The sequence below is a fragment of the Geothrix fermentans DSM 14018 genome, from assembly GCF_000428885.1.
In the GTDB taxonomy this organism is placed as follows: Bacteria; Acidobacteriota; Holophagae; order Holophagales; family Holophagaceae; genus Geothrix; species Geothrix fermentans.
This window is the reverse complement of the sequence record NZ_AUAU01000006.1, coordinates 103,944-123,794: the sequence shown is the minus strand read 5'-3', so window position 1 is coordinate 123,794 and position 19,851 is coordinate 103,944. Positions and strand designations below refer to the sequence as shown.

Sequence of the window (19,851 nt, the reverse complement as noted above, 5' to 3'; positions counted from 1 at the left end):
CGGCGTCACGGCTTGGTTTCCGGAATCACCGGGTAGTCGCCGTTGAAGCAGGCGTAGCAGTAGCCGCTGCCGTCATCCCCCATGCAGTCCTGCAGGTCCTCCATGTCGAGGTAGCCCAGGCTGTCGGCCTCCACGAAGGCCTCGATCTCCTTCAGGGACATGTAGGAGGCGATGAGGTGCTGCCGCCGGGGCGTGTCGATGCCGTAGAAGCAGGAGTGCGTGGTGGGGGGGCAGGCGATGCGCATGTGCACTTCCTTCGCGCCCGCCTCGCGGACCATCTGCACGATCTTCTTGCTGGTGGTGCCCCGCACGATGCTGTCGTCCACCAGCACCACGCGCTTGCCCGCCAGCAGGTGGCGCACGGGGTTCAACTTCACCTTCACGCCGAAGCTGCGGATGTTCTGCTTGGGCTCGATGAAGGTGCGGCCCACGTAGTGGTTGCGGATGATGCCGAAGTCGAAGGGGATGCCGGATGTCTCGGAGTAGCCCAGGGCCGCGCTCACGCCGCTGTCCGGCACGGGCACGATGAGGTCCGCCTCCACGGGATGGCGCAGGGCGAGCTTGCGGCCCATCTCGCGGCGGGCGACCATGACGCTCTTGCCGTAGACCAGGGAGTCGGGGCGGGCGAAGTAGATGTGCTCGAAGACGCAGGGCCGCGGCTGGACCTTGGGCAGGGGGAAGACGGAGCGCAGCGGGCCGCCGTCCCGGGGCACCACCACCATCTCGCCGGGGGCCACATCGCGGATGTAGGCCGCGCCCACCAGGTCGAAGGCGCAGGTCTCGGAGCTGAACACGGTGGTGCCGTTCATGTGGCCCATGGCCAGGGGCCGGAAGCCGTGGGGATCCCGGGCGGCGACGAGGCTGCGCTCCGTGAGGATGAGCAGGGAGTAGGCACCCTCGGCCTGGCGCAGGGCCGCCACCACGGCCTCCTCCAGGCTGTCCGCCTGGGCGCGGTTGATGAGGGCCAGCAGCACCTCGGAATCCGAGGGGCTGGTGAAGGTGTGGCCGTCCGCGATGAGCTTCGCGCGCAGGGTCTCGGTGTTGGTCAGGTTCCCGTTGTGGCAGAGGGCCACCTGGCCGAAGCGGCCGTGGATGAGAAAGGGGTGGGCCGCGGAGGCCACATTGCCGCCGGTGGTCGAGTAGCGCGTGTGGCCGATGGCGGCGTCGCCGGGCAGGGAATCCAGCACGGACTCGGAGAACACGTCCGCCACGTAGCCCAGGGCCTTGTGGAGGTGGAGCCCGCCCGCGTCGCCTGAGCAGATGCCCGCCGCCTCCTGGCCGCGGTGCTGGAGGGCGTAGAGGCCCAGGTAGGTCTGTCGCGATGCCTCCGCCTGGGGGCAGATTCCGAAGACCCCGCATTCGTCCCTGAAGGCCATGCTCCCTCCGACCTTCCAGGATACCCCCAGGGGGTCTGAACGGGTGCCCCGGATTGCCCCGGGGAGGGCCCGGGAAGTCACGCTCCCCGGGGTGCGCTACCGCACCGTGGTGCCGTCTTCGGGTTCCTGCCGCGCCTCCTGGGCCCAGGCGCGCAGGGTGCTGAGCAGCACGGTCCCCTCCTCGGCGGGGGCCAGGGAGCCGGTGCCGTCGAGATTCTCCAGGTGCAGCTCGATCCGGGCCAGGTCGCCCCGCTCGAAGCGGGCGCTCAGATCGCAGAGGGCCAGCAGACCCGGCGCCACCTCCACCAGAACGGTAGAGGCGTGCAGCTCCCTCGGCATCTCCAGGCTCCAGACGGGCAAGCTCCGGGCGCCGAAGCGCAGCGCGATGGGCTCGCGGCGGGTCTGGGGCGCGGGGCCCGCCAGGTAGAGCAGCCGCTCCGCCCGGCCCAGCAGCAGGGCCTGGGAATAGGGGGTGCCCTGGCCGCGGTCCGCCTCCAGGCGCCAGCCGCCCATGCGGGGCTTCTTCACCCGGTTGTGGCTGGTGGTGCCCTCGGTGGCCACCAGGCGGAAGCGCGTTTCCATCGGCGCCGTATCGCCCCGCATCCACAGCTGCATGCGGTACCGCAGTCCCTCCTGCGCCGCCACGGGAAGGGCCGCGGAAAGGGAAAGAGCCAGAAGGAGCGCCAGTCGGATCAAGGAACCACCATCCTCACCTTCGAGGATGCCATCTCATGCGATCCTGGACCATGCCGCTCTGCTTCGACCTCGACGGGACCCTCGGCCACTTCAGTTCCGGATTCGTGCTGCTGCGGGAGGCCCTGGGCGGACTCTGGGGCGCCCCTCCCACTGCGGAGGACCTGGGCCGCTGCTCGGGCTCCACGGACTGGGAGATCGTGGACGAGCTGCACCGGATGCGCTTCGGCCGGGGGCTCGACGAGGCAGGCTATGCCGCCTACCAGGCCGCCTGCGTGGCCCGCTTCCAGGCCGCCTTCGCCCCCGGCGGGCGGGAGGCCGTGGCCTACGGCGGCATCCTCGCCGCCCTGCACCGCCTGGCGGAGCGCCACCCGGTCTGGCTGGTCTCCGGCAACGCCCCGGACCTGCTGGCCTTCAAGGCCGACACCCTGGGCATCGACCCGGCCATCCCCCGACTGGGCTCCCTGCCCCGCCACGACCGCACGGACCTCCTGCGCCGGGCCCTGGACGGCTGCCCGGGACCCCACCTCTATGTGGGCGACCGGCCCCACGACCTGGCCGCCGCCCGGGTCGCGGGCCTGCCCTTCCTGGGCGTGGGCGAGGCCGTGCCCGGCGACCACCCCAGCCTGCCCACGGACGCGGGGCCGGACCAGGTGGTCCGCACCGTGGCGGCCCTGATGCGGAGGCCGGAGCTTCCGCCCGCCTCAGCCTGAGAAGGCCTGACGCGAGGCCTCGGCCCACCGGGCGGCCTCCCGCGGGTCCCGCAGAACGCCGTGCCCCCCCAGGTAGGCGTCGGCCAGGGCCCGCATGGCCTCGCGGTGGCCCGCCTCCGCGGCCCGGCGGAACCAGAGGGCGGCGCTGAGGTCATCCTTGGGCAGGCGGGCGCTTCCCTGGCGGTAGGCCAGCCCCAGGCGGTAGCAGGCCTCGGGATCGCCGCCCTCGGCCGCCTCGCGGAGCCGGTCCCGGCCCTGCTTCGGCCGGTCCCTGCGCAGGCGCCAGGCCTGCCAGGCCAGCAGGAGCGCCGGCGGCGCGAGCATGAGCAGGGGCAGGTGGTGAAGGCTCGAGGAGCCGACCCAGAAGAAGGTCCCCGCGGTGCCCAGGGCCAGGCAGGCCAGGACGACGGCCCCCAGGCCCAGAGCCCAGCGGCCGGCCCGGTGCGCGACCACCCGCCCCGCCGCGGCCTCCACCCGGGCCGCGGCCTCGGCACCGACACGCACCAGCGGATCCTCCCCGCCCGCGTCGTGGCGCAGGAGGCTGCGGCTCGCGGAGGCGTGGGGCCGCAGGCGCACCGCGGCCTCGGCCCAGCGCCGGGCCTGTTCGGCGTCCCTCGCCACACCGTCCCCCTCCGCATGGGCATGGGCCAGCCAGGCGGCGGCGGGGCCCCAGCCCGAAGCCGCCGCCCGCTGGTACCAGCCCTCGGCCTGGGCCGGGTCCCGCAGGACCCCATGGCCCGTCCGGAGGGCCTCCGCCAGCCGGAAGGCCGCCTCGGGATGCCCCCGCTCCGCCGCCCGCCGCAGCCGGTCCACCGCCGCCAGCTGGCCTCCGGGGCCGAAGCCTCCTTCCAGGTAGACCAGCCCCTCCTGGAACAGGGCCTCGGCCCCGCCCAGGCCCGCGGCCCGCTCCAGGCAGAGCCGGGCCATCTCCGGCCGGTGCGCCTGCCGGGCCCAGTGGAGCCAGAGGGCCTCGGGATCCGGCGCGAACCGCGCCACCCAGGCCCGCAGGCGGCGCTCCAGCCAGACCGTCGCCGGCGTGCCCGCCCGGGCCATGGCGCCGATGAAGGCAGCGACGAGGAAGGTCCAGAGGCTCAGGAGCAGGAGCATGAGCCAGGTCAGGCCCAGGAAGTGCAGGGGCGTGGACAGGAGCGCCAAGGGCCCGAAGAGGATCAGGGCCAGCAGCCCCAGGGGCCGGGCCCAGACGGCCAGGCCTTCCACGGGCGCCCGGCGGGCGGCCACCTCAGCGGCCCTTCAGAGCCTCCTCCAGGGCCCTCTTGGCCATGCCCTCCCCGTAGCCCGCCCAGGTCTTCGCCACCCGGCCCTCGCGGTCGATGATGAAGGTGGTGGGAATCCCGCGGATCTCGCCGAAGGGATCCAGGCCGCTGGCCCCGTCCGGAACATAGGCGGTGAGGCCCAGGTGGGGGTTCTGGGACAGGAACGGGGTGACGGCGCCCCAGCCCTTCTGGTCCACGGAGATGGGCAGCACCACATAGCTCTCGCCGCCGGCCTTCTGGAGCTCCGCCACCTCCGGCAGCGACTTGCGGCAGGGCGGGCACCAGGTGGCCCATACGTCCACCAGCACCACCTTGCCCTTGAAGTCCGCCAGGGTGCGCCGGTTCCCCGCCGCGTCGCGGAAGGCCACCTGGCTCACGTCGGTGCCGGCGGCCGGTCCGCCGCCCCGCAGGCCGCGCAGGGCCACGAAGCCCGCCAGCAGCAGGCCGCCGCCCACGAGGGCCGCCGCGGCGACGGTCCGCCAGCGCGATTCGGGAACATGGGGATCGGTCATGGGGGCTCCTGGCTTCCGCATTCAGCAGGGTACCGCCGCCGCCGGACCCTTCATACTGGTCCGATGCCCCTGATCTCTGCCACCGACCTCCGTGACCGCCTCGCTTCCGTCCACCTGCTGGACGTCCGCCAGTCCCCGGAGGAGTATGCCGCGGGCCACCTGCCCGGAGCCCTCCACGCGGACCTGAACCGGCAGCTCAGCACGGCCTCGGACCCGGGCCATGATCCGGCCCGGGGCGGGCGCCACCCCCTGCCGCCCCTGGACCGCTTCGCCGCCCAGGTGGGCGCCTGGGGCATCGGACCGGACACCGAGGTGGTGGCCTACGACGCGCAGGGCGGGGGCAATGCCGCCGCCCGGCTCTGGTGGATGCTGCGGGCCCTGGGCCACGAGCGGGTGGCCGTCCTGGACGGGGGCCTGGCCGCGGCCCTGGAGGCTGGCTTGACATTGACTGTCGAGATTCCCGCCGTTCCTATGCTTCCGCCCCATCCCGCGGACCGCTGGCGCCTGCCCATGGTGGACGCGGAGGCCGTGGACACCCTCCGCCGCGATCCCGCGCGGAAGCTGATGGATGCCCGCTCGTCCGAGCGCTGGCGCGGCGAGAACGAGACCCTGGACCCGATCCCCGGCCACATCCCCGGCTCCATCAACCTCTACTGGGCCGACAACCTGGGCCCCGACGGCCGCTTCAAGACGCCGGAGGCCCTGCGCGCCCAGTACGAGGCCCTGCTGGACGGCACGCCCCCGGAGCGCCTGGCGGTCCACTGCGGCAGCGGCGTCACCGCCTGCCACAACCTGCTGGCCCTGGAGGTGGCGGGCCTGCCCGGCGCGGCCCTCTACGTGGGGAGCTGGAGCGAGTGGTGCCGGTCCGACCGCGCGAAAAGCGGGTCCACGAAGGGCACGAAGTAAAGGAAGCATGGCCACGAAGAAAGGCCGGCTTCAACGCTCCCTCGATCCCAGCATCCTTCGTGATCTTGATTCTTTTCTTGGTGCCCTTCGTGGAGATCTTTTTTTCATGAACCCCTGGCGCGGCCTCCGAGGCCTCCCCCGCGAGGTGTGGCTGGTCTGCGCCAGCACGCTGATCAACCGGCTGGGCACCATGGCCCTGCCCTTCCTGGTGCTCTACCTCACGGAGGGGCGCCGCTGGACGCCGGAGCAGGCGGCCTTCGGCATGATGGTCTATGGAACCGGGGCGCTTGCGGCGGGCCCCTTCGCGGGCCGCCTGGCGGACCGGTTGGGCCATGTCCAGGTGCTGAAGGCCAGCCTCTGGGTCTCCGGCGCGCTGATGCTGGTGCTGCCCTTCGCCGGTCCCCGCCCCCTGCTCTTCGTTCTCATCTTCCTGTGGGCGGCCTTCACCCAGGCCTTCTGGCCCAGCGCCATGGCCCTGCTGGCGGACCTCGCCGCGCCGGAGCAGCGCAAGGCGGTCTACGCCCTGCATCGCCTGTCGGTCAACCTGGGCATGGCGGTGGGCCCGGCCCTGGGCGGCGTCATCGCCCACCACAGCTACACCTGGGTGTTCTGGACGGACGGCCTCAGCACCCTGGCCGGCGCCGTCATGCTGGGGCTGCTGTTGAAGGCTCCCCCCCGGCCCGCCGTGCCCCAGGGCCTTGCGCCGGGCGCGAGTCCCTGGCGGGACCGGCGACTCGCCTTCCTGCTGCTGCCCTTCGTCCCCATGCTGATGGTGTTCTTCCAGATCGAGGGCACGCTGCCGCTGTGGGTGGTGCGCGACCTGGGCCTGGGCAGCCGCTTCTACGGCCTGCTGTTCACGGTGAACACCCTGCTCATCGTGGCCCTGGAGGTGGCCCTCAACCTGGCCCTGGCCCACTGGCCCCACGGCCGCCAGCTCCTCCTGGGCTCGCTGTTCCTGGCCTTCGGGTTCGGCTTCACGGCCTGGGCCACGGGACCCGGCCTCCTGATTCTCACCACCGTGATCTGGACCTTCGGCGAGATGACTCTCTTCCCGGCCATGAGCGACGCCGTGGCCACCCTGGCGCCGCCGGACCGGCGCGGCGAGTACATGGGCCTGCTCTCCCTGTGCTTCGCCCTGGGCCTGGCCCTGGGCCCCTGGCTGGGCGTGCTGGCCTACGCCAAGGCCGGCCCCCGGGCAGTGTGGATCGCCACCTTCGGCATCTCCCTGGGCGCGGGGCTGCTGCTGGCGAGGTTCCGGACGCCGGTGGCGCCCCGGACCGGATCCTGACTCAGGCCGTCACTTCAGCGCATCCGTGGACTTCATGCGCTGGCGCAGGACGTACTTCTGGATCTTGCCCGTGGAGGTCTTGGGGATGGGGCCGAACACCACCACGGGTGGCACCTTGAAGCGGGCCAGGTGCGCCCGGCAGTGGGCGATGATGTCCTCCTCCCGGGTGGAGGCGCCGTCCTTCAGCTCCACGAAGGCGCAGGGCACCTCGCCCCACTTGGGATCGGGCTTGGCCACGATGGCGGCCACCAGCACGTCCGGGTGGCGGTAGAGCACGTCCTCCACCTCCAGCGAGGAGATGTTCTCGCCGCCGGAGATGATGATGTCCTTGCTGCGGTCCTTGATCTTCACGTAGCCGTCGGGCTCCAGCACCGCCAGGTCCCCGGTGTGGAACCAGCCGCCGGCGAAGGCCTCCTCCGTGGCCGCGGGGTTCTTGAGGTAGCCCTTCATGACGATGTTGCCGCGGAACATGATCTCGCCCATGGTCTGGCCGTCGGCGGGCACGGGCTCCATGGTGGCCGGGTCCATCACCGTCATGGCCTCCTGCAGGAGGTAGGGGATGCCCTGGCGTCCGTTCAACCGGGCGCGCTCCCCCAGGGGCAGGTCCTCCCACTCCTCGCGCTTCACGCAGACCCCGGCGGGCCCATAGGTCTCCGTGAGGCCGTAGACGTGGGTGATGCTCACGCCCAGCTTCTCCATGCCCTCGATGATGGCGGCCGGCGGCGCGGCCCCGGCCACGGCGGCGGACACCGGGTGGCCCAGCCCCTCGGGGATGATGTGGGCGGAGTTGATGAGCATGCCGAGGACCACGGGGGCGCCGCAGAAGTGGGTCACGCCGTGGCGCCGGATCAGGTCGAAGATGGCCTTGGGATCCACCTGCCGCAGGCAGACGTTGACGCCGGAGAGGGCGGCCACGGTCCAGGGGAAGCACCACCCGTTGCAGTGGAACATGGGCAGGGTCCACAGGTAGACCGAGTGGGGCGGCATGTTCCAGCTGAGGACGTTGGCCACGGCGTTGAGGTAGGCGCCCCGGTGGTGGTAGACCACGCCCTTGGGATTCCCCGTGGTGCCCGAGGTGTAGTTGAGGGAGATGGCGTCCCACTCATCGTCCGGCAGCTTCCAGGCGAAGTCGGGATCGCCCTCGCGGAGGAACCGCTCGTACTCGATGGAGCCCAGCAGGTCGCCCTTGGCCGCCGGATCGTCCACGTCCACCACCAGGATCTCCCGGCCCTCCAGCAGCTCCAGCGCCCTGCGGATGGTCGGGGCGAAGTCCCGGTCCGTCAGGAGCACCTTGGCCTCGCCGTGCTTGAGCATGAAGGCGATGGTCTCGGCGTCCAGGCGGGTGTTGAGGGTGTTGAGCACGGCCCCGGCCATGGGCACCCCGAAGTGGGCCTCGAACATGGCGGGCACGTTGGGCAGCATGGCCGCCACGGTGTCGCCGGGGCCCACACCGCGGCGCCTCAGGGCCGAGGCCAGGCGGCGGCAGCGGGCGTAGGTCTCGGACCAGGTGATGGCGCGGTCCCCGTGGACGATGGCCAGCTTGCGCGGGAAGACCATGGCGGCGCGCTCCATGAAGGTGAGCGGCGACAGCTGGACGTGGTTGGCCTGGTTCTTGTCTAGACCCGTGGCGAAGGGACTGTGGCCCATGGACATCCTCCCGGAGGTCAGATCGTGGTGTTGGTGTGTGGAGATCTGCCCCAGGCTACTCCGGGTTCCGGGCCTCCACTGCGCCATCGGTCACAACTCCGGCGGCGCCGGGGGGAAGAAACCGGCCGTGACCAAGAAAAACAAGGCCGGATCAAAATCCGCTGACGATTTCTGAAAAGGCCCGCCAAGCCGCAGTCCGGCCCTTGACAGGGGAAGGACGGAGCATATGTAGAGACAGGCAACCGCGTGAAGAGCCGAGGTCTCCATGATGGCGGCAGACGAACTGGTCGGAAAATCCGTCTCCCACTACCGGGTCACGCGGCAGCTCGGCTCCGGCGGGATGGGGATCGTCTACGAGGCCGAGGACACCCTCCTCGGGCGCCACGTGGCCATGAAGGTCCTCTCCGAGGAGATGCAGCGGGATCCCTCCATCCTGGAGCGGTTCCAGCGGGAGGCGCGGGCCGCCTCCACCCTGAACCATCCCGGGATCTGCACCGTGCACTCCATCGAGCAGCAGGACGGGCAGCACTTCATCATCATGGAGCTCATCGAGGGCCAGACCCTCGCCGAGCGGATCGGCCGCCGGGCTCTGGGCCTCGACGCGACCCTCGACCTGGGCATCCAGATCGCCGACGCGCTGGAATCGGCCCACGCGAAGGGCATCGTCCACCGCGACCTGAAGCCCGTCAACCTCATCCTCAACGCCAGCGGGCGGATCAAGATCCTCGATTTCGGATTGGCGAAGATGCCCTCCCTGGCGCACCGCATGGGCGGCGCCACCCAGGATTCCCGGGTCGAGACCGAGCTGGACCGGGGGGATCTCACCGTCGCCGGGATGGTGCTGGGGACCGTGCACTACATGTCCCCGGAACAGGCCCGGGGGCAGCTGACCGACGCCCGCACGGACCTCTTCTCGCTGGGCGCCGTCCTCTACCAGATGGTCACCGGCGAGCTGCCCTTCCAGGGGGACACCCAGGCCATCGTCTTCGACGCCATCCTCAACCGCGACCCGCCGCCCCTGTCCGAACTGAACCCCGAGGTTCCCGCCGCCCTGGGGCAGATCATCGGCAAAGCGCTGGAGAAGGACCGCAACCTCCGCTACCAGACCGCCACCGACCTGAAGACGGACCTGCTCCGCCTGAAGCGCGACCTGGATTCCGGCCAGCGGCGCCTGGCCGAGCTGGCCGACTCCAAGGGCAGCGCGCCGGCCCGCGCCAAGCACTCCGTGGCCGTCCTCTACTTCCAGAACCTGAGCGGCGCCAAGGAGGACGAGTACTTCCGCGACGGGATCACCGAGGACATCATCACCGAGCTCTCCAAGATCCAGGGGCTGGAGACCTTCTCGCGGTCCACGGTGATCGCCTACCGCGACAAGGCCGCCACCACGGCCCAGATCGGCCAGCAGATCGGCGCCGCCTACGTGCTCGAGGGCAGCATCCGGCGGGCCGGGGAGCGCCTGCGGATCAATGCCCAGCTGGTGGACACGCGCACGGACCATCCCGTCTGGTCGGAGCGCTATGACCGCGAGATGAAGGATGTCTTCGAGGTCCAGGACGAGATCGCGCGGAAGATCGCCGAGGCGCTGCGCATCAAGCTGACGCCCCAGGAGAAGGAGGCCCTCGCGGCCAGGCCCACGGAGAACCTGCAGGCCTACGACCACTACCTGCGCGGCCGGAGCTATGCCCGCCGCCTGACCCGGCAGGACCTCGAGTTCGCCCTGGACATGTTCCACGACGCCACGCGGCAGGATCCCGAATTCGCCCTGGCCCACGCGGCCATCGCCAACGCCTGCGCCCAGTGCTACTGGCTCTACGAGCGCGACCAGACCTGGATCGAGCGGGCGCGGGCGGCTTCCGAGAAGGCGGTGTCGCTGCGCCCCGACCTGCCGGAGGCCATGGTGGCCCAGGCCTGGATCCTCTATTCCCGCGGCGAGAACCCCGACGCGATCCAGATCGTCCGCGTGGCGATCAGCCGGAAGCGCGACTGCGAGGGGGCCTACTACCTGCTGCTGCGCTGCCTGTTCGCCTCGGGCCTGTACCAGGAGGTCGTGGGCCTGGCCGAGGAGGCCATCGAGGCCAGCGGCACCGACTACAACGTGTACCCGCCGATCATGAACGCCCTGGGCGCCCTGGCGAAGAAGGAATCCCTGGGCAACCTGAGGATCCGGGCCATCCAGGCCTTCGAGACCCACCTGCACGAGGTGCCCGAGGATGCCCGGGCCCGCGGCCTGGTCGCCTCCTACTACGCCGAGATGGGCCGCTCCGAGGAGGCGAAACGGGAGGCGACGCTGGCGATGACGCTCCGCCCCAACGAGCCCCTGATCCTCTACAACGCCGCCTGCACCTTCTGCAAGATGAACCAGAAGGCCGAGGCCCTCGACGCCCTCGGGAAGGCCTGGCGGGTGGGCTACCGCGACTCCGACTGGGCCTGGCGCGACCCGGACCTGGCCCTCCTCCACGGGGAACCCGAATTCGAGAGGCTGTTCCCGAAAAAGGCCGACCAGGATTGAGCGCGCCATGGCCCGGAGGATCGGGAGGCGGAATTACCCCTCCGGTGCGGCCTGGGCGCCGGGAATGCGTCCTGCCAGGTGCCTCCGGATCCGCCGGGCCCAGTCCTTCTCCAACTCCGGACCGTCCCGACCCGACGTGATCACCATGCGGCCTAGCACCTGGCCAGTCTCTGAATCCCAAAGCTTCACCCGACACTGCTTCCCACGCACCAATGGATATCCCGCCTGAAGGAAGAGGGTTCCCCTGTCGCGCGAGAGCAGGAGCCGGGCATCCTCGCGCTCCCCAATCAGCAGGTCCGGCATTCGAATGGCCAGAAGGCCCTGCCGCTCCTGGGCCTCTGTAGCCTCACCCCACAGGTCCTCTCCCTTCCAGTTCAGGCATCTGATCCAGGCGCCCGTAAGGTCGAGGCCCGGCGCCCACCAGAGCTGATCCCCACCCTCCTCGACCAGAGATTCTGAGGTTTCGAACTCCAGGGGGTTCTGGCTGCCCCCCGCCAGGGTGAAGATCACACCCCGGAGGGTCCTGGGAACATGCAGGCTGTCGAATCGGGCCCAGGACTGGATCGCCAGGACAGGCCGCCCGGTCGCCAGATCCTGGAGCCTCACCTGATAGAGGACCTCCGTCCGGTAGCCCGGCACATCCTCCATGGGCATGATCATCCCTTTCTCCATGCCCCCACCGCCGGAAGCGATGGCCAGGAGGATCAAGGTCGCGTCCACCGGGACCAGCAGCGTGTTATAGGCCACCTGACCGGCCTTGGCCCCCACCCGGGTACGGCGATCGAGTGACAAGATCCGCCCCTCCAACCGGTAGGCGGGAGGGTTGCCCGCCGGGACCTGCATCTCCTGCGCCAGAGCCACTCCCTCCACGGCCTGCCTCTGGAGGATCTGAACCACGGATTCACGATGGCGGGGAGGCCCGCCCGCGACGACCGTCCAAGGGGCCAGTTCCACGCTCTTCCCCCGCACGTCGAGGCCTTCTGCGGCCCACGCGAAATCCAGCCCAAGACGGGGGCTCCAGTCGATCCCCTCTCCGAACCAGGCGGGATCCTGTACGGCCGCGGCCTGGATGGGCCTCGCCCCTGAGGCCTCCACCTGAGGCTTCCGGCAGGCGGGAAGGCTCAGCAGTATCCCCAGCAAAGCCGACATACAGCCTATCCATGCCCAGCCACAGGCGGGACGGATGCCCTTCGACCCATTCATGACCTCAATATAAATTTCAGATCCAGCCTGTCCAGGCGCTCCTGGCGGCATCCATGGAAAGGCCGGCCCCGGAAGGGAGGGCCGGCCTTCCATCCACCCGAGGGCCCTAGGCCAGCACGGCCTCGAGCTGATCCACGGCCCAGTCGATCTGCTCCTTGGTGATGACGAGGGGCGGGGCCAGGCGGATGGTGTCCACGTGGGTGTCCTTGCAGAGCATGCCGCGGTCCTTGAGCAGGTAGCAGTACTTGCGGGCCCCGCCGGCCTCGGGCTTGAGCTGCACGCCGGCCCAGAGGCCGATGACGCGGACCTCCTTGAGCTTGTCCGTCTTCATGCCCTTGAGGCGGGCCTCCAGGTGTTTGCCCAGCTCGGCGGTCTTCTCCACCAGCTTCTCGTCCACCAGCACGTCCAAGGCGGCGCTGGCCACGGCGCAGGCCAGGGGATTGCCGCCGTAGGTGCTGCCGTGGATGCCGGGGGTGAAGACGTCCATCACCTCATCGTTGGCCAGGAAGGCGCTCACCGGGTAGTAGCCGCCGCTGAGGGCCTTGCCGATGGTCACGCCGTCGGGCCGGATGCCCTCGTGCTCGAAGGCGAAGAGCTTGCCCGTGCGGCCCAGGCCCGACTGGATCTCGTCCAGCACCAGCAGGAGGTTGTTCTGGTCCGCCACCTCGCGCAGGCCCTTGAGGAAGCCCTTGGGCGGGATGATGACGCCGCCCTCGCCCTGGATGGGCTCCATGAAGATGGCGCAGGTGTTCTTGTTCACGGCCTTCTTCACGGCGTCGAGATCGCCGTAGGGCACGATGACGAAGCCCGGCGTGAAGGGGCCGAACCTGCTGGTGCTGTCGGGATCGGTGCTGAAGCCCACGATGGTGGTGGTGCGGCCGTGGAAGTTGCCGTCGGCCACGATGATCTCGGCCTTGCCGTACTCGATGCCCTTCTTGTCGTAGCCCCACTTGCGCATGGCCTTCAGCGCCGTCTCCACCGCCTCGGCGCCGCTGTTCATCATCAGGGCCTTCTGGAAGCCCGTGAGCCTGCAAAGCTTCTCGAGCAGCGGCGGGAACTGGTCGTTGCGGAAGGCGCGGCTGGTGAGGGCCAGGCTCTTCACCTGGGCGATCATCGCCTCGCCGATCTTCGGGTGGTTGTGGCCCTGATTCACGGCGGAGTAGGCCGCCAGGAAGTCCATGTACTTCTTGCCGTCCACGTCCGTGAGGAACACGCCCTCGCCCTTGGTGCAGACCACGTCCAGGGGGTGGTAGTTGTGGGCACCGTACTGGTTTTCCTGCTGGATGAGGGTTTCAGATTTGGCGAGGGTGGCCATGGGGACCTCCGGATGGGAAACGGGAAAACAGCTCGAATGGAAAGGAATCATTCTAATCCCTGCCCCAGGTCCCGCCAGGATTCCCGCAACGCCTTGACGAAGTGTCAGTGGCCGCCAGGCGGCACTTCCCGGGAAATGAAGGGACTCCTGGCCATCGCAAGAAGAGGTGGGACAATGCGGTCGTCTATCCCTACCGTCCTGAAGCCCTGGAGATCCTCATGACCGAGCAGCCCCCCTCCCTGTACGGCACCCAGCCCGAGATGCCCCGGTCCCAGCCGCCGGGTCTGGTGGACCAGATCGCCGGGGTGTTCACGGCCCCCGTGGAGCTGTTCCAGCGGCTGAACAAGGCCCCCAGCTGGGGCTGGGCCCTGGGCACCATCATCGTGGCGAGCCTGGTGGTCGCCGTGATCTGGGGCATGAAGGTGGACGTGGAGGAGATGCTGCGGCCCCTCCTGGAGCGCAACCCTCAGATCCAATCCGCCCAGATCGACACGATCATCGAAATGCAGAAGAAGTTCATCATGCCCTTCGGCATCCTGGGCGCCCTGTTCGGAACCCCCGCGGTGCTGGCCGTGCTGGGCCTCTTCTACTGGCTGGTGGGCAAGGCCCTGCCCCAGGACGCCCCCCCCACCTACCTTCAGGCCTTCAGCGCGGCGGTGGTGCCGGGCCTGGTGAAGCTGCCCCTCATGCTCCTCATCGCCGTGATCTGCCTGATGCGGCCCATCGGCGGCCTCACGCCGGACCGGATCGCGCCCACGTCCCTGGGCTACTTCCTGCATCCGGAGAGCCTGCGGCTCCAGGCCCTCTTCTTCGGCCTGGAGCTCTTCCGCCTGGCCGAATTGGCCCTGGCCTTCCTGGCCCTCCGGCACCTGGTGCGCATGAAGACCGCCGGAGCCCTGATCTGCGTGCTGCTGCCCCTGCTCCTCTCCCTCGGCTTCGGCCTGCTGAGGGCGCAGTAGATGGCCTCCAGGAACACCAAGCTCCTCCTCGGCGGCGGCGCCGCCCTCGTGGTCCTGATCGTCCTGGGCATCGCCTTCGGCGGCGCCCGGGACGAGGACAGCGCCTACTCCTGGGACGCCATCGGCCGCGGCGACATCCGCGAGACCATCAGCGCCAGCGGCGAGATCCGCGCCAAGACCCAGATCAACATCGGCACCTCCGTGGCCGGCGAGATCAAGGCCATCCATGTGAAGGACGGCCAGGACGTGAGGGCCGGCGACCTGCTCGTCACCATCGACCAGGAGCGCCTGAAGCAGGCCATGGCCCAGGCCCGGGCCGCCGTCGAGGCCGCCCGCCAGGACGCCTCCCGCCTGGAGGCCGCCATGAAGCGCTCCGTGGACAGCTTCCCCCGCTACGAGGCCCTGCGCCGGGATGGCCTCATGTCCGACGAGGACTTCCGCCAGCAGAAGCTCGCCAAGGAGAGCGCCGTGCTGTCCTACAGCAGCGCGCGCGCCGCCGTGGCCCAGAGCGAGGCGAACCTGAAGGGCATGCAGGACGGCCTCTCCAAGGCCACCCTGCGCGCGCCCATCACGGGCCGCGTCACCAGCCTGAAGGCCGAGAAGGGCGAGACGGCCATCCCCGGCATGAGCAACCTGCCCGGCGCCACCCTGATGATCATCTCCGACATGAGCGAGATGCAGGCGGAGATCAAGGTCAACGAGAGCGAGGTGGTGCGCACCAAGGTGGGCCAGACCGCCCAGGTCACCGTGGAGTCCCTGCCCGGCCGGGTCTTCCAGGGCTCGGTCATCGAGGTGGCCACGGGCACGGAGAAGACGGGCACGGACGCCAACCTCTACAAGGTGAAGGTGGTGCTCTCCGGCAAGCGCGAGGACCTCGACAACCTGCGGCCCGGCATGAGCGCCCGCGCCGTCATCCTCACCCATGAGGTCAAGGGCGTGCTGCGCGTGCCCCTCCAGGCGGTGCTCGAGCGCGAGGGCAGCCTGGAGGAGGCCCAGAAGCAGGGGCTCCTCGCCCCGGCGTCGCGCAACATCGTGATGGTCTTCAAGGGCGGCAAGGCCGAGGAGCGCACGGTGCAGGTGGGCATCGCCAACACCCAGTTCTTCGAGCTGAAGGAGGGCCTGGCCGAGGGCGACAAGGTGCTCACGGGCCCCATCCGCAAGCTCAAGGAGCTGAAGGACAAGGCCTCCGTGACTCTGCGGGGCAGGTCCGACAGCGAGCTGGCCCGGACCAAGGATGCGAAGAAGTAATGGACGTCCGTGAACCCCTCTCCGCCGCCATCCGCGCCCTCAAGGCCAACAAGATGCGCTCGGCCCTCACCACGCTGGGCATCATCATCGGCGTGGCGGCGGTCATCGTGGTGGTGAGCCTGGTCCAGGGCCTCAAGACCAGCGTGCTCAAGCAGGTCGAGCGGGCCGGCAGCCAGACCATCTTCATCCGCCCCGTCTTCCCCATGGACATGCCCTTCGCCGAGTACACGAAGATCAAGAACAAGGACATGACCCTGGACGAGATGCGGCGGCTGGCGCGGTCCGTGCCCCAGATCACCCAGGTGACGCCGCTCTTCTTCAATGGCACCGAAGTGAAGGCCGAGGGGCGCAGCGCCAACGTCAACCTCATCATGACGGACGAGACCTACCTGGAGCTGAACAGCATCGCCCTGGTGGCCGGGCGCAACTTCGTGCCCTCGGACCTGCGCCTGGGCAACAAGGTGGCCATCATCGGCCCCCGGGTCATCGAGAAGCTGGGCCTCAAGGGCAACCCCCTGGGCAAGCTCATCAGCACCCCCACCCTCAGCCTCGAGATCATCGGCGTCCTGGAGGAACAGGGCGCCCAGCTAGGCAATGACCCGGACCAGAACATCCTCATCCCCCTCACCACGGGCATGGCCCAGCTCACCGAGGCCCAGCGGCGCCAGCTCTTCTTCCAGGCCCGGGTGGATCCCCGCCTCTCCGCCGACGACGGGGCCGAGCTGGTGGAGGAGTCCCTGCGCCGCATCAAGGGCCTGCGCGGCACCGAGCCCAGCGGCTTCAAGGTCTTCAGCCCCAAGCAGATCACCGGCATCATCAGCGGCATCACGGGCACCATCACCGCCGTGGCCGGGGGCATGGTCTCCATCGCCCTGCTGGTGGGCGGCATCGGCATCATGAACATCATGCTGGTGAGCGTCACCGAGCGCACCCGCGAGATCGGCGTGCGCAAGGCCGTGGGCGCCAAGCGCCGGGACGTGATGCTCCAGTTCCTCATCGAGGCCGCCTTCCTCTGCATCCTGGGCGGTGCCCTCGGCGTGGGTCTGGGCTTCGTCCTGGGCGCCGCCATCGGCAAGGCCCTGCTGGGCACCATGGGCGCCGTGCCCCTCTGGGCCCTGGTCAGCGCCCTCGCCGTCCCCGCCGCCATCGGCCTCCTCTTCGGCCTCTACCCCGCCGCCAAGGCCAGCAAGCTGGATCCCATCGAAGCCCTCCGGTACGAGTAAGCTGGTGATCCGTCTCGATCGGAGAAAACATGTCGAAGGTTGTGCGCATCGCCAACGGGCAGGGCTTCTGGGGTGACAGCATCGACGCCCCGGTGCGGCTGGTGGAGGCGGGGGGGATCGACTACCTCACGCTGGACTACCTCGCCGAGGTCACCCTCTCCATCATGCAGAAGCAGCGGCGGAAGGATCCGCAGCTGGGCTACGCCACGGATTTCGTGGATCTCATGAAGCGGGTGTTGCCGCAGCTCAAGGCCAAGAAGATCCGCGTCGTGGCCAATGCCGGCGGCGTCAACCCCGAGGCCTGCCGCGCGGCCGTGCTGGAGGTGGCGAGGAAGCTCGGCGTGAAGGGCGTGAAGATCGCCACGGTGACCGGCGACGACGTGCTGGCGAGACTGCCCGAGTTCCAGGCCAAGGGCTTGAAGCTGGCCAACATGGACACGGGCGAGGGCCTCTTCGACGCGCCCCGGGAGATCCTCAGCGCCAACGTCTACCTCCAGACCCAGGCCATGGTGGAGGCCCTGGACACCGGCGCCGACATCGTCCTCACGGGCCGCTGCACGGATCCCGGACTGACGCTGGCGCCGCTCATCCACGAGTTCAAGTGGGCCGGCGACGACTGGAACCGCCTGGCGGCGGGCACCGTGGCCGGCCACATCCTGGAGTGCGGTGCCCAGAGCACCGGCGGCAACTTCACCCGCTGGTGGGAGGTGCCGGACCTCTGGAATGTGGGCTACCCCATCGCCGAAGTCTCGGAGGATGGCACCTTCATCGTCACCAAGCATGCGGGCACCGGCGGCCTGGTCACCGTGGACACCGTGAGCGAGCAATTGGTCTACGAGATGGGCGACCCGGAGAACTACATCACCCCGGACGTGGTGGCGGAGTTCACCAGCATCCGCCTCGAGCAGGCCGGTCCGGACCGGGTGCGCGTCTTCGGCATCACCGGCAAGCCCCGCACGCCCTTCCTCAAGGTGAGCGGCGCCTACCTCAAGGGCTACAAGGCCTCGGGCCAGCTGACCCTCTGCGGCCCCCGCGCCCTGGAGAAGGCCCGCCTCTGCGCCGACATCGTGTGGAAGCGGCTGAAGGCGGCGGGCTTCGAGTACGAGCACACGGACGCCGAGTTCCTGGGCGCCAGCACGGTCCACGCGGGCATCGCGCCCGAACCCTCCGAGCCGGCCGAGATCGTCCTGCGCCTGAGCGTGAAGGACCCGGACCGGAAGAAGGTGGAGCGCTTCGGCCGGGAGATCGCGCCGCTGGTGACCGCCGGTCCGGCCGGTGTCACCGGCTTCGCCGGCGGACGCCCCAAGGCCCAGGAGATCGTGGCCTACTGGCCGGCCCTCCTGCCGCGGGAGCTCGTCGCATGGAAGGTGAGCGTCGAGGCCATCTGAGAGTGCCTAACAACACCCCGACGGGGCCGCGAGAAAGCCAGGCGGGATGCACCGCAAGGAAGGGCCCGCCGGGCGATGCGGGACATCGTTCAAGGGCCGTGACGCCGCGGGGCGCCCGCCTGGCTTTCTCCCTCCGGGCGAGGGCCGGCGGGCGTCGCGATGCCGCGTCACGCTCGTCGCGCGTAGTACCGGCTACGCGTCTCCTCGCGTTCCTCGCCTCGCTCGCCCGGCGACCCTCGCGCGGCTCCGTGGGGGTATTGTTAGGCACTCTGAGGGCTCAACCCCAGAGGCAGGATCCGGGTCCAACCTCCTGCCTGCTTGCAGGCTCCCCCGCCCCCGCACATCCTTGTGATCACAGGCTCACGGAGCTGCCATGCGTCCACGCCCCTCCCTCCTCCTCGGATCCCTGGGCATCCTGGCCCTGCTGGGCTGCTCGGGATCGGACCACTCCAGTTCCTACTACGGCCCCGTCTCCAGCTACCTGGTGAACGCCATCGCCGTGACGGACATCGATGGCAACGGGCAGCCGGACATCCTGGGCCTGGTCTCCACGGACTTCGGCGGCACGCCCACCCAGGGCTACGTGTCCACGCGCCTCCAGGGGCCCGCGGGCGCCTTCGCCCTGCCCGTCCGCTTCGGCGTGGGCGCGGAGCCCGCCAACCTGGTGGTGGCGGATGTGAACGGCGACGGCCGGCCGGACCTCGTCGTGGCCAATGCCGCGGACCGGACCGTGAGCGTGCGCCTGGCGGACCCTGCCCGGCCCGGGTTCTTCCTGCCCGCCACCGTGCTCGCCACGCCGGGCCGCACGCCCCTGGACGTGGCCGTGGGCGACCTGGACGGCGACGGAAGGGCCGACCTCGTCGTGGCCGCCAGCGGGGCCAACAGCGTGCTGGTGTTCACCCAGACCGCCACGGGCGCCTTCAACGCCCCGGTGGCCTTCACCGTGGGCGGCGATCCCCAGGCCGTGACGGTGGGGGACCTGGACGGGGACGGCACGCTGGACATCGCCGTGGCCACCGCCGCCAACACGGTCTCGGTGCTCCGCCAGATCACCCTCTCCCCGACCTTCGCCCCCCAGATCGCCGTGGACTACCCCACCGGCGTGCAGCCCGTGGCGATCAAGGCCGCCGACCTGAATGGGGATGGCAAGCTCGACCTGCTCACCGCCAACTGGGGCGCCGCCACCAGCCCCGGTACCCAGGGCCTCAGCGTGCTGCTCCAGGGGACGACGGCCGGCACCTTCCAGGCGCCGGTCCACTACACCACCGGCTACCGCTCCGCCGCCCTGGCGGTGGGTGACCTGAACGGGGACGGCAAGCTGGACGTGGCCGTGGCCAATGCGGGCCTGCCCGGCGATCCGGGCAGCGTCTCCGTGTTCATGCAGGATCCGGCCACCCCCGGCGCCCTGCTGGCGCCCGCCACCTACCGGGGCGCCTGGGGTCCCATGGGCGTAGCCATCGGGGACATGGACGGCGACGGCCTCCCGGACCTGGTGCTGGCGGACGGCGACATCGTGGTGCGGTTCAACCTCGCGTCCACGCCGGGAACCTTCGGCCAGCCGGTCTTCTTCTACCACTGAGGCCGGAAAACCCAGGGC

16 protein-coding genes are annotated in these 19,851 nt (G+C 70.1%); 9 read left to right on the top strand and 7 right to left on the bottom strand.

What is annotated here, in order from left to right; translation table 11 throughout:
* Window positions 1-5: 5 nt before the first annotated feature.
* Entirely contained in the window at window positions 6-1,376 is a 1,371-nt protein-coding gene (gene purF / locus G398_RS0101545) for an amidophosphoribosyltransferase (protein WP_026852282.1), read from the bottom strand.
* Window positions 1,377-1,472: 96 nt separating this feature from the next.
* The gene (locus G398_RS0101540) at window positions 1,473-2,072 is read right to left on the bottom strand and encodes a hypothetical protein (RefSeq protein WP_157492236.1); all 600 of its coding nucleotides are present in this window, start codon (window positions 2,070-2,072) and stop codon (window positions 1,473-1,475) included.
* Window positions 2,073-2,107: 35 nt separating this feature from the next.
* Here G398_RS0101540 and G398_RS0101535 point away from each other — a divergent pair, with 35 nt between their 5' ends.
* Window positions 2,108-2,782, top strand: a complete 675-nt coding sequence (locus G398_RS0101535) for an HAD family hydrolase (RefSeq protein WP_026852280.1) — start codon at window positions 2,108-2,110, stop codon at window positions 2,780-2,782.
* On the opposite strand, the gene G398_RS0101530 is transcribed toward G398_RS0101535, so the two are convergent.
* Together G398_RS0101530 and G398_RS19085 are read right to left on the bottom strand one after the other, a co-directional pair.
* The gene (locus tag G398_RS0101530) at window positions 2,774-4,021 is read right to left on the bottom strand and encodes a tetratricopeptide repeat protein (protein ID WP_026852279.1); all 1,248 of its coding nucleotides are present in this window, start codon (window positions 4,019-4,021) and stop codon (window positions 2,774-2,776) included. The two genes, G398_RS0101535 and G398_RS0101530, sit on opposite strands and share 9 nt — an antisense overlap.
* A 1-nt stretch (window position 4,022) precedes the next feature.
* The gene (locus G398_RS19085; protein ID WP_052571115.1) at window positions 4,023-4,568 is read right to left on the bottom strand and encodes a TlpA family protein disulfide reductase; all 546 of its coding nucleotides are present in this window, start codon (window positions 4,566-4,568) and stop codon (window positions 4,023-4,025) included.
* A gap of 63 nt (window positions 4,569-4,631) precedes the next feature.
* Between G398_RS19085 and G398_RS0101520 the strand changes: the two genes are divergently transcribed.
* Both G398_RS0101520 and G398_RS0101515 read left to right on the top strand, forming a co-directional pair.
* The gene (locus G398_RS0101520; protein ID WP_026852278.1) at window positions 4,632-5,474 is read left to right on the top strand and encodes a sulfurtransferase; all 843 of its coding nucleotides are present in this window, start codon (window positions 4,632-4,634) and stop codon (window positions 5,472-5,474) included.
* Window positions 5,475-5,580: 106 nt separating this feature from the next.
* Window positions 5,581-6,762 (top strand): MDR family MFS transporter, encoded by a 1,182-nt coding sequence (locus G398_RS0101515; protein ID WP_026852277.1) that lies wholly within the window; start codon window positions 5,581-5,583, stop codon window positions 6,760-6,762.
* A gap of 9 nt (window positions 6,763-6,771) precedes the next feature.
* Here the strand turns inward: G398_RS0101515 and G398_RS0101510 are convergent, their stop codons facing one another.
* A complete protein-coding gene (locus tag G398_RS0101510) occupies window positions 6,772-8,409 on the bottom strand; it encodes an acyl-CoA synthetase (protein WP_026852276.1) in 1,638 nt (545 codons plus the stop codon).
* A gap of 265 nt (window positions 8,410-8,674) precedes the next feature.
* On the opposite strand from G398_RS0101510, the gene G398_RS19080 reads away from it, so the two are divergent.
* Entirely contained in the window at window positions 8,675-10,918 is a 2,244-nt protein-coding gene (locus G398_RS19080; RefSeq protein WP_026852275.1) for a protein kinase domain-containing protein, read from the top strand.
* A gap of 33 nt (window positions 10,919-10,951) precedes the next feature.
* On the opposite strand, the gene G398_RS0101500 is transcribed toward G398_RS19080, so the two are convergent.
* Together G398_RS0101500 and rocD are read right to left on the bottom strand one after the other, a co-directional pair.
* On the bottom strand, window positions 10,952-12,067 hold the full coding sequence (locus tag G398_RS0101500; protein ID WP_026852274.1) for a hypothetical protein: 1,116 nt from the start codon (window positions 12,065-12,067) through the stop codon (window positions 10,952-10,954).
* A 160-nt stretch (window positions 12,068-12,227) separates the two neighbouring features.
* Window positions 12,228-13,436, bottom strand: a complete 1,209-nt coding sequence (rocD, locus tag G398_RS0101495; protein WP_026852273.1) for an ornithine--oxo-acid transaminase — start codon at window positions 13,434-13,436, stop codon at window positions 12,228-12,230.
* Between the two features lie 218 nt (window positions 13,437-13,654).
* Between rocD and G398_RS0101490 the strand changes: the two genes are divergently transcribed.
* The 5 genes from G398_RS0101490 (at window position 13,655) to G398_RS15395 (ending at window position 19,833) form a co-directional block, all read left to right on the top strand.
* Window positions 13,655-14,395, top strand: coding sequence for a YIP1 family protein (locus tag G398_RS0101490; protein ID WP_026852272.1), 741 nt, complete (start codon window positions 13,655-13,657; stop codon window positions 14,393-14,395).
* On the top strand, window positions 14,396-15,643 hold the full coding sequence (locus G398_RS0101485; protein WP_026852271.1) for an efflux RND transporter periplasmic adaptor subunit: 1,248 nt from the start codon (window positions 14,396-14,398) through the stop codon (window positions 15,641-15,643).
* Window positions 15,643-16,866 carry an ABC transporter permease gene (locus G398_RS0101480; RefSeq protein WP_026852270.1) on the top strand — a complete coding sequence of 408 codons (1,224 nt, stop codon included), beginning with the start codon at window positions 15,643-15,645 and terminating at the stop codon, window positions 16,864-16,866. The genes G398_RS0101485 and G398_RS0101480 overlap by 1 nt, the downstream gene beginning before the upstream one ends.
* Before the next feature lie 29 nt (window positions 16,867-16,895).
* Complete coding sequence (locus G398_RS0101475; protein WP_026852269.1) at window positions 16,896-18,254, top strand: acyclic terpene utilization AtuA family protein; 1,359 nt, start codon at window positions 16,896-16,898, stop codon at window positions 18,252-18,254.
* A 373-nt stretch (window positions 18,255-18,627) separates the two neighbouring features.
* Window positions 18,628-19,833 (top strand): FG-GAP repeat domain-containing protein, encoded by a 1,206-nt coding sequence (locus tag G398_RS15395; protein WP_026852268.1) that lies wholly within the window; start codon window positions 18,628-18,630, stop codon window positions 19,831-19,833.
* Window positions 19,834-19,851: the final 18 nt, after the last annotated feature.